This is a genomic window from Sphingopyxis sp. KK2, assembly GCF_001990265.1.
In the GTDB taxonomy this organism is placed as follows: Bacteria; Pseudomonadota; Alphaproteobacteria; order Sphingomonadales; family Sphingomonadaceae; genus Sphingopyxis.
The window spans coordinates 1-9038 of sequence record NZ_LYVN01000155.1 but is presented as its reverse complement, the minus strand read 5'-3'; the positions used below and the strand labels follow the sequence as shown (position 1 = coordinate 9038).

The following is a 9038-nucleotide window of genomic DNA, read 5'->3' as shown; positions in this document are numbered from 1 at the left end:
TACCCCGCCAGCTCCATCTCGAGCATCGTCAGCCCGCGCGCCAGCGCCTCGCGCGTCACCGCGCCGCCGAGCGACACACGCAGCGCCGCGCCGCCGCCCTCGCCCACCGCAAAGGCGTCGGCGGTGATCGCGGTGACCCCGGCCCCCCGCAGCGCCTCGGCGATGCGGCCCTGGTCGGTCCCGGCCGCCAGCGGCACCCACAGATGATAGCCGCACGGATGCGCGGCATAGGAACCCGCGGGCAATATCCCGGCCGCCAGCGCCTGCCGCGCCTCCGCCTCGGCGCGCGTCTCGGCCGCCAGCCGGTCATAGCTGCCGTCCTCCAGCCAGCGGGTTACCAACGCGGCGTCGAGCGGCGGCGCCATCACGCAGCTGCGGTGTACCGCCGCCGCGAGCGCCAGTGCGTCGCGCACCGACGGCGCGCGGACATGCGCGACGCGCAGCGCCGGCGATAATATCTTCGAACAGCTCGCCACATAGGTGCCGAACTCGGGCGCGAAGCTGCTCAGCGGCGCGATGCGCTCGGCGGGCAGTCGGCCATAGGCGTCGTCCTCGATGATCCGCACCCCGTACCGCCGCGCCACCTCGGCGAGCGCGCGCCGCTCGCCCGCATCCAGGGTCCGCGTCGTCGGATTGTCGTTGGTCGGCACCACATAGAGCGCCGCGACTTTCGTGGTGCGGCACAGCGCTTCGAGCGCATCACCGTCCATCGCCGCGAGCGGCGCGAGCGTCAGCCCGACCTTGCGCGCGAGCTGCAGGAACACCGAATAGATATGGCTCCCGCACGCGACGACATCGCCGGCTTTCAGCGTCGCGGCGACGATCGCGTGCAGCGCATTTTGCGCGCCCGCGGTGACGATCACCTCGTCGGCCGAACAGTCCAGCCCCATGCCGCTGATGATCGCGGCGCCCGCCGCGCGGTCGGCCGCGCGCCCGCCCGCGGGCACATAATGGAGCCGCCCGCCCGCGCCCGGCGCGCGCAACAGGGCACTCGCCGTGCGCTCCCACGCCGCGAGCAGCGACCCGCCCGCGACCTCGGGCGGCATGTTCATGCCCGTGTCGAGCGGCGGCGGTCCCGCCGCGATCGCGTCCTGCGGCAGGATGAAGCTCCCCGCGCGCCCGCGCGCCGCGATCAGCCCGCGGCCCCGCGCCTGCTCATACCCCTTGGTCACCGTCGTCAGGTCGACCCCCAGCCGCGCCGCAAGGTCGCGCTGCGGCGGCAGCCGGTCGCCCGCGCGTAGCCGCCCGCTCTCGACCGCCGCGCCGATCGCATCGGCGATCGCCAGATATTTGGCGCCCGGCGTCGCGCCCAGATCGGGAACCCAGCTTTCAGGCATCACTCTCGCTTGCCGCCTTCCCCTTCGCGCGCGCGTTCAGCCCCGCCCACAGCGCGTCGGTGCCCGCTTCCTGCGCCTTGTTCACATATTGCGACGCGACGAGCCAGCCCTTGATCGGGTGGAGCACGAGCAGGCACGGGACGATCATCAGCGGCAGCGAGGTGAAGAGATGCACCCACCAGGGCGGGTTCGCCGCAACCTCGAACCACACGACGAGGAACAGCAGCGGAAAGGCGACGAAGCACAGCGAAAAGAACGCCGGGCCGTCGTCGGGCGCCGCGAAGTCATAATCGAGCCCGCACACCTCGCAATGCTCGCTGACCTTCAGCCAGCGCCGGAACATCCTGCCTTCGCCGCAGCGCGGGCATTGGCCATGCAGCCCCGTGCGATAGATCCACAGCCATTTTTCGCGACCTTCAAGCTCGCCCGTCATCGACTCGCTACCTCATCATATCCATACACAATGCCATACATAATGGCAGACATAACAAATGTCGAGTCCCTGCCTTGCGGGGCGCGAGAGGGGCGATTACCCCCGGTCCATGAGCGACGAGAAAATCTATATCGACGCGAATCAGCTGCTCGCCGATTCGCTGCGCCTCGGCATGCAGGTGGTCGACAGCGGCTTCAAACCGACGCATCTCGTCGGCATCTGGCGCGGCGGGGCGCCGGTCGGCATCGCGGTCCAGGAACTGCTCGATTATCACGGCCAGCATTGCGACCATATCGCGATCCGTACCTCCTCCTACCACGGCATCGATCGGCAGGATGCGCAGGTAAAGGTCTTCGCGCTCGGCTATCTCATCGACACGCTCGATCCCACCGACCGGCTGCTCATCATCGACGATGTTTTCGATTCGGGACGAAGCATCCGGGCCTTCATCGCCGAATTGCAGGCGCGCTGCCGCCACAACATGCCGCGCGACATCCGCATCGCCACCGTCTATTACAAGCCGCGCCGCAACGTCACCGATCTCAAGCCCGATTATTTCGTCCACGAAACCGACCAGTGGCTGATCTTCCCGCACGAGATCGACGGGCTGACGATCGAGGAAATCCGCCGCCACAAGCCCGAGGCGGCGATCATCCTGCGCGAGGAGGGCAAGCGCGATGCATGACGGTTTCACCTCGGCGCAGGATCGCGCCGCCTTCATCGCCGGCCTGCCCAAGGCCGAACTCCACCTCCATATCGAGGGCAGCCTCGAACCCGAGCTGATGTTCGAACTCGCGCAGCGCAACGGCATCGCCATCCCCTTCGCCAGCGTCGACGAAGTCAGGGCGGCTTATGCCTTTTCGAACCTGCAGGATTTCCTCGACATCTACTACCAAGGCATGGCCGTCCTGCTCACCGAGCGGGACTTTTACGACCTCACCGCCGCCTATCTCTCGCGCGCGCACGCCGACCATGTCCGCCATGTCGAAATCTTCTTCGACCCGCAGGGCCACACCGAACGCGGCGTCGCCTTCGAAACCGTCATCACGGGCATCACCCGCGCGCTCGACGATGCGCAGGCGCAGCACGGCATCAGCTCGAAGCTCATCCTGTGCTTCCTCCGCCATCTCAGCGAGGCCGAGGCCGAAGCGACGCTCGACGAAGCGCTCCCTTGGCTGGGCCGCATCGACGGCGTCGGCCTCGACAGCAGCGAAGTCGGCCACCCGCCCTCGAAATTCGCCCGCGTCTTCGCGCGCGCCAAGGGTCTGGGCCTCAAGATCGTCGCCCATGCCGGCGAGGAAGGCCCGCCCGAATATGTCCATGAAGCGCTCGACCTGCTCAAGGTCGACCGCATCGACCATGGCAACCGCAGCCTCGAGGATCCCGCGCTCGTCGCGCGTCTCGCCGCCGAGGGGATGACGCTCACCGTCTGCCCGCTGTCGAACCTCAAGCTCTGCGTCGTCGATGACATCGCCGCGCACCCGCTCAAGACGATGCTCGACGCCGGCCTCGCGGCGACGGTGAACAGCGACGATCCCAGCTATTTCGGAGGCTATGTCGGCGCCAATTATCAGGCGGTCGCCGACGCGCTCGACCTGTCGAAGGCCGACCTCGTCACTCTCGCGCGCAACAGCTTCGCCGGCTCCTTCCTCGGCGCGGAGGAAAAGGCGAAGCATCTTGCCGCGATCGACGCCTACGCCTGACCCCCGGCGGGAACGATAAATTTCAATCCGTGCAGCCGGACGACCTCGCCGCCCTCGCACACCGGCGCCGCGATCAACCGCATCCAGCGCCGTTCGCCGGTGACGGGGGCGATCTCGGCGTCGAGGGTAAAGCCGCGCCGATGTTGGATCGCATAGGCGCGCAGCGTCTCCATCGCCGCGCGTGACGGCTCGCAATAGAGCGCCGCCGTCTCGTCGCGCGAAATGCGCGCGCCGTCGGGGAGGCCAAAGATCGTGAAGACCTCGCTCGTCCAGCTCAGCCGGTTGTCCGCAAGGTCGCAGCTCCATTCGCCGGGTCGCGGCAGCCCCGGCGGCACCCGCCGCCCGGCGTCGGCGATGGCGAGACCCGCGTCATAATCGTGCAGCCGCCCGAGCTCGAAATGCCGCGCGCGCTCATAGAGCGGCCAGCTATGGTGGATCGGCAAGGGATAAGTCTGGCGCACGTCCGCTCCTCGGCTCGGCCCCCTATGCTAGTCGCCGGTGACTAACAAGAGGTGACCGGCCGGACCGGGCGCGTCAGCCGGCGATCAACACCCCATGATAGGCGGGTTCCTCGAACGCCTGCCCTGCGCCGATCGCGACGCAGATCAGCGCGTTGTCGGCGACGCGCACGTCGAGCCCGGTCGCCTGCGCGATCGCCTCGTCCATCCGGCCGAGCAGGGCGCCGCCGCCGGTCAGCATGATGCCTTCGTCGATGATGTCGGCCGACAATTCGGGCGGCGTCTGTTCGAGCGCGGCGCGCACCGCGCTGACGATCTGCCCGACGGGTTCGGCGAGCGCCTCGGCGATCTCGGCCTCCGACACGCGAATCTCGGCCGGGCGACCGTTGACGAGATCGCGGCCCTTGACGCTGATCACCATGCCCTCGCCTTCGGGCGGTACCGCGCAGCCGATCGCGAGCTTCACCCGCTCGGCGGTCATCTCGCCGATCATCAGATTATGTTTGCGGCGGATATAGGAGGAGATCATGTCGTCCATCTTGTCGCCGCCAACGCGCACCGAGGTGCTGTAGGCGATGCCGCTCAGCGACAGCACCGCGACCTCGGTCGTGCCGCCGCCGATGTCGACGACCATCGCGCCCCGCGGTTCGGCGACCTGCAACCCGGCACCGATCGCCGCGGCGAGCGCCTCCTCGACCAGCTGCACCGACACCGCGCCCGCATTGGCGGCGGCGTCGCGGATCGCGCGCCGCTCGACCATCGTCGATCCCGACGGCACGCAGATCACGACATTGCTCCGTCGCCGCAGCCGGCTCGCGCCGCCGAGCACCTTGTCGATGAAATGCTTGATCATCTGTTCGGCGACGTCGATGTCGGCGATCACCCCGTCGCGCAACGGGCGGATCGCCTCGATATTGCTCGGGGTCTTGCCCATCATCAGCTTGGCGTCGTTGCCGACGACCTTGACCCGCCGCACGCCATTCTGCGTCTCGAGCGCGACGACCGAGGGTTCGTTGAGCACGATGCCCTGTCCGCGCGCATAGACGACGGTGTTCACGGTGCCGAGGTCTATCGCCATGTCATGCGCCGACGTACCGAGGCTCTGGCCGAAATTATGGAAGAACTTCATAGAGGAAAAGGCGACCTTGATCTGGTTTGAAGGGGGAATCAGCCGCTTCGGGATCACGCCCCCCGCGCCTGTCACGCCCGGATTGTGCCGCGCACCGCGCCGCGTCAACGCCCGCCATAGGCGGAGCGTTGGTTAATCAGGATCGAACGAAATACCCGCGCCGGGCCGTGCAAGACCCGCGCCCGGACGCATCAGTGCGAGGCGCCCATCGACACCTGCTTCGGCAGCGGCGCGCACCAGACCGCGGCCGCCGCGACGACGAAAACCACGCCGGCGGCGAGGAACAGGTGCAGCACCCCGATTGTCGCCGCCTGCACGTCGACCAGCCGCTCGATCGCCGCGCGCGCCTGTTCGAGCGTCAGCCCGGCGCGCTGCAGCAGGTCCATCGTCTCGGCGGTGCCGTTCATATGGCCGACCAGTTCGGATCGCGCGACACGGTTCTGCGTATCCCAGGCCGAGGTCGCGACCGCGGTCCCCATCGCGCCGCTAAGCGTTCGCAAGAAGCTCATCAGCCCCGCCGCCGAGGTCTGCTTCTCGGGCGGCACCGAACTCAGCGCGAGCGCCGTCAGCCCGACGAAGAAAAAGGGCATGCCCATGCCCTGCAACAGATGGGGCAGCGCCAGCGTCCAATAATCGACATCGGCGTTCCAACTCGCGCGCAGGATCGAGATGAAGGCCATCCAGAGGATACCCGCGCTGATCGAAATGCGGATATCGATCTTGCCGATCATCCCCGCGGCGACGGGCGACAACAGCACGGCGAACACCCCGATCCACGCAACGATATAGCCCGTCTCGGTCGCAGTATAGCCCGCCACCTGCTGCAACCACAAAGGCGTCAGCACCACCTGCGCAAAAAAGGCGCCGAACCCCAGCGAGATCGCGATCGTCGCGAAACTGAATCCCCTGAACCGAAAGACGCGCAGGTCGACCACCGGATTTTCGTCGGTCAGTTCCCAGATAACGAAGGCGGCAAAGGCGATTGCGGCGACGATCGCGAGCCCGACGATCCATGTCGATTCGAACCAGTCATGCTCGCGCCCGGTGTCGAGCATCAGCTGGAAGGCGCCGACCGACAGCACCAGCAGGATCAGCCCGATCGTGTCGATCCGCGCCTTGGCCTTCTTCGTCTCGAACGGCCGCAGCAGGCTCGCGACGCCGAAGAAACAGAGCGCGACGACGGGCAGGTTGATAAAGAAGATCCACGGCCAGCTCCAATTGTCGCTGATCAACCCGCCCAGGATCGGCCCCAGGATCGGCGCCGTCGTCGTCGTCATCGCCCAGATCGCGAGGCCGATCCCGGCCTTCTCCTTGGGAAAGATGCGCAGCAGCAGGATCTGCGACAGCGGCATCAGCGGCCCGCCCGACAGCCCCTGCAAAATGCGGAAGATGATGAGGCCGTCGAGCGTCTGCGAAATGCCGCAGAGGAAGGAAAAGACCCCAAAGCCGACGATCGAATAGAGGAACCAGCGCACCGTCCCGAAACGCATCGCGAGCCAGCCGGTCAGCGGCACGCTGATCGCGTCGGCGACCGCATAGCTGGTAATCACCCATGTCCCCTGCGTCGGCGACACCGCCAGCCCGCCCGCGATATGCGGGACCGAGACATTCGCGATCGTCGTGTCGAGCACGACGACGAAATTGGCGAGCGCGAGCGCAAAGGCAGCGGCGAACAGCCGCACCCCGGTCAGCGGCGCGGGCTCTTCGGACAGGATGCTGGGGGCGGCGGCGCTGGCCATGGTTCAGCTCATTTCCCGCGCGTGTCGATCGTCGCTTCCATCGACAGCCCGACGCGCAGCGGATGCGCCTTCACGTCGCGCGGGTCGAGCGCGATGCGCACCGGCAGGCGCTGCACCACTTTCACCCAATTGCCCGTCGCATTCTGCGCCGGGATCAGCGAAAAGGCCGCGCCGGTGCCGCCGGCGATGCCGACGACCTTGCCGCGAAACACGACATCGCCGCCATAATAGTCCGACACCAGTTCGACCGGCTGGCCGATGCGGATATCCTTGAACTGGCTTTCCTTGTAATTGGCGTCGACATAGGCGGTCGCGATCGGGACGATCGTCATGATCGGCGCACCCGCCGCGATCCTTTGCCCGACCTGCACCTGCTTGTTCGTCACGATGCCATCGACCGGCGCACGGATCACCGTGCGCGCGAGGTCGAGCTCGGCCTTTTCGAGCCGTGCCTGCGCCGCGGCCACGTCGGGCGCGGTGTCGATCGTCGTCCCGCGCACCAGCGCTTCCGCCGCGCCGAGGTCGCCGCTCGCCGAGCCCTGTGTCGCCTGCGCCGAGGTTATGGCGGCAGAGGCCAGATCGCGTGCAGCGGTCGCCGACTGGAGCGCCGCGCGCGCCGCGGTGATTTCCTCGGCCGACACCGCGCCGGTGCCCGCGATGCTCTCGCGCCGCGCCAGTTCGGCGCGCGCCTTTTCGACCGCCGCATTGGCGTCGCGCAGCCGCGCGCGCGACTGGTTCACATCGGCGCCGCGCGCGACGACGCGCGCCCGCGCCGCATCGGCATTGGCGCCCGCCTGGCCATAGCGCTGGCGCGCGAGCCGCAGCGCCGCTTCGGCATCGGCGACCGCGAGCTTCGCGTCGCTGGCGTCGAGGATGACAAGGATGTCGCCCTTCTTCACCGCCTGCGTGCCCGCGACACGGACCTCGGCGACCGGCCCCGCGACGAGCGCAGTGACCACGGCGGAATCGGCGCCGACATAGGCGTTGTCGGTATGCACGCGCCCCGCCTGCGTCAGGAAATACCACGCCGCCCAGATCAGCGCGGCAACGACCACGACGAGGAGCAGAATGCGCAGGAATTTGGCGCGCTTGGCGCCATTATTCGCGGTGGGTTCGGGGGAGGTATCGGCGGGGATCGCAGCCGTATCGTCGGCCATCATCTGTCTCCTGTTGAAGTCTTGGCCTGATAGCCGCCGCCCAGCGCGCGTATCAGCGTGATGTCGAGCGCCAGCTGGCGTGCTTCGAGGTCGGCGACCGACCGCGCCAGCGCGACCGCGCTGTCCTCAGCGGTCAGCGCGACGATCTGGTTCGACAGGCCTGCGCGATAGCGCAGGCCCGCCAGCTTCGACGCCTCGGCCGCCGCCGCCAGCGCCGCGCGCCGCTCGATCAGCTGCCGCGCATTGGCGTTGCGGCTCGCGACGACATCGGCGACGTCGCGCAAAGCAGCGATCAGCACCTTGTCGTAATTGCCCACCGCGACGTCATACTCCGCCCGCGCATCGCGATAGCGACCCTGCAGGCGTCCGCTGTCAAAGATCGGCAGCGTGAAGGCGACCCCGCCATTGCCATATTCGGAGCCCGCGCTGAACAGATTCGACAGCCCAAGCGATTGCAGCCCGACGAGCGCCGACAGGCTGATATTGGGATAGAAATCGGCTTTCGCGACGTCGATGCGCTTCGCCGCCGCCTCGCCGCGCAGCCGCGCCGCGACCACATCGGGTCGCCGCCCGACCAGCGCGATCCCGGCCTCGGGCGGCAGGCCGATCGCCGGCGCCGCCAGCGTCGGCCGCGCGATCGCCAGCCCGCGATCGGGGCCGGCGCCGACCAGCGCCGCGATCCGGTTGCGGGTCAGCGCGATCGCTTCCTCCAGCGCGACGACATCGCCACGCGCGCCCGCGGCGCGGCTTTCGGCAAGCCGCTGGTTCGCCAGATTCTCCAGTCCCGCGCCCGCGCGCTGCGCCGACAGCTCGGCGCTCGCGCTGCGCACGCGCACCGCCTCATTGGCGACGTCGAGCGCGGCATATTGGCCCGCAAGGTCGGCATAGGCCGCCGCGATCCCGGTGGTCAGCATCAGCCGCGCCTGCGCGGCGTCGACGCGCGCCGCCTCGGCCTCCGACGTCGCCGCGGCAAGCGACGCGCGGTTCTTGCCCCACAGGTCGAGATCGAAGCCAAAGGTCGCGGCGAGGCGGCCGGTATCCTCGATCCCGTCGGACACGAATTGCGGCGGGACGCCCATATT

The 9038-nt window shown here is 68.3% G+C and carries 9 protein-coding genes; 2 read left to right on the top strand and 7 right to left on the bottom strand.

All coding sequences use genetic code 11. From position 1 onward, the window contains the following. Both B1A78_RS18635 and B1A78_RS18630 read right to left on the bottom strand, forming a co-directional pair. Positions 1-1337: PLP-dependent aminotransferase family protein (locus B1A78_RS18635; RefSeq protein ID WP_077148403.1), on the bottom strand; the 1337-nt coding region annotated here is incomplete at its 3' end. Further along, complete coding sequence (locus tag B1A78_RS18630; protein ID WP_077148402.1) at positions 1330-1770, bottom strand: DUF983 domain-containing protein; 441 nt, start codon at positions 1768-1770, stop codon at positions 1330-1332. The genes B1A78_RS18635 and B1A78_RS18630, both read right to left, overlap by 8 nt. Positions 1771-1879: 109 nt before the next feature. Between B1A78_RS18630 and B1A78_RS18625 the strand changes: the two genes are divergently transcribed. Both B1A78_RS18625 and B1A78_RS18620 read left to right on the top strand, forming a co-directional pair. Further along, on the top strand, positions 1880-2455 hold the full coding sequence (locus B1A78_RS18625) for a phosphoribosyltransferase (RefSeq protein WP_083734311.1): 576 nt from the start codon (positions 1880-1882) through the stop codon (positions 2453-2455). Continuing rightward, positions 2448-3473, top strand: a complete 1026-nt coding sequence (locus B1A78_RS18620) for an adenosine deaminase (RefSeq protein ID WP_077148400.1) — start codon at positions 2448-2450, stop codon at positions 3471-3473. Before B1A78_RS18625 ends, B1A78_RS18620 begins: the two co-directional genes overlap by 8 nt. On the opposite strand, the gene B1A78_RS18615 is transcribed toward B1A78_RS18620, so the two are convergent. The 5 genes from B1A78_RS18615 to B1A78_RS18595 form a co-directional block, all read right to left on the bottom strand. Further along, complete coding sequence (locus B1A78_RS18615; RefSeq protein WP_077148399.1) at positions 3464-3934, bottom strand: hypothetical protein; 471 nt, start codon at positions 3932-3934, stop codon at positions 3464-3466. The genes B1A78_RS18620 and B1A78_RS18615 overlap by 10 nt on opposite strands. Positions 3935-4007: 73 nt before the next feature. Then, positions 4008-5060, bottom strand: coding sequence for a rod shape-determining protein (locus B1A78_RS18610; RefSeq protein ID WP_077148398.1), 1053 nt, complete (start codon positions 5058-5060; stop codon positions 4008-4010). 191 nt (positions 5061-5251) lie between these two features. Further along, the gene (locus B1A78_RS18605) at positions 5252-6799 is read right to left on the bottom strand and encodes a DHA2 family efflux MFS transporter permease subunit (protein ID WP_077148397.1); all 1548 of its coding nucleotides are present in this window, start codon (positions 6797-6799) and stop codon (positions 5252-5254) included. A gap of 8 nt (positions 6800-6807) precedes the next feature. Further along, positions 6808-7956, bottom strand: a complete 1149-nt coding sequence (locus B1A78_RS18600; RefSeq protein ID WP_077148396.1) for an efflux RND transporter periplasmic adaptor subunit — start codon at positions 7954-7956, stop codon at positions 6808-6810. Next, a partial coding sequence (locus B1A78_RS18595) for an efflux transporter outer membrane subunit (protein WP_077148395.1) occupies positions 7956-9038 on the bottom strand: 1083 nt, incomplete at its 5' end. The genes B1A78_RS18600 and B1A78_RS18595, both read right to left, overlap by 1 nt.

Coding starts and splice junctions, on each gene's coding strand:
- B1A78_RS18630 (WP_077148402.1), bottom strand. CDS start 1,770: ATGACGGGCGAGCTTGAAGGTCGCGAAAAATGGCTGTGGATCTATCGC.
- B1A78_RS18610 (WP_077148398.1), bottom strand. CDS start 5,060: ATGAAGTTCTTCCATAATTTCGGCCAGAGCCTCGGTACGTCGGCGCAT.
- B1A78_RS18625 (WP_083734311.1), top strand. CDS start 1,880: ATGAGCGACGAGAAAATCTATATCGACGCGAATCAGCTGCTCGCCGAT.
- B1A78_RS18605 (WP_077148397.1), bottom strand. CDS start 6,799: ATGGCCAGCGCCGCCGCCCCCAGCATCCTGTCCGAAGAGCCCGCGCCG.
- B1A78_RS18620 (WP_077148400.1), top strand. CDS start 2,448: ATGCATGACGGTTTCACCTCGGCGCAGGATCGCGCCGCCTTCATCGCC.
- B1A78_RS18600 (WP_077148396.1), bottom strand. CDS start 7,956: ATGGCCGACGATACGGCTGCGATCCCCGCCGATACCTCCCCCGAACCC.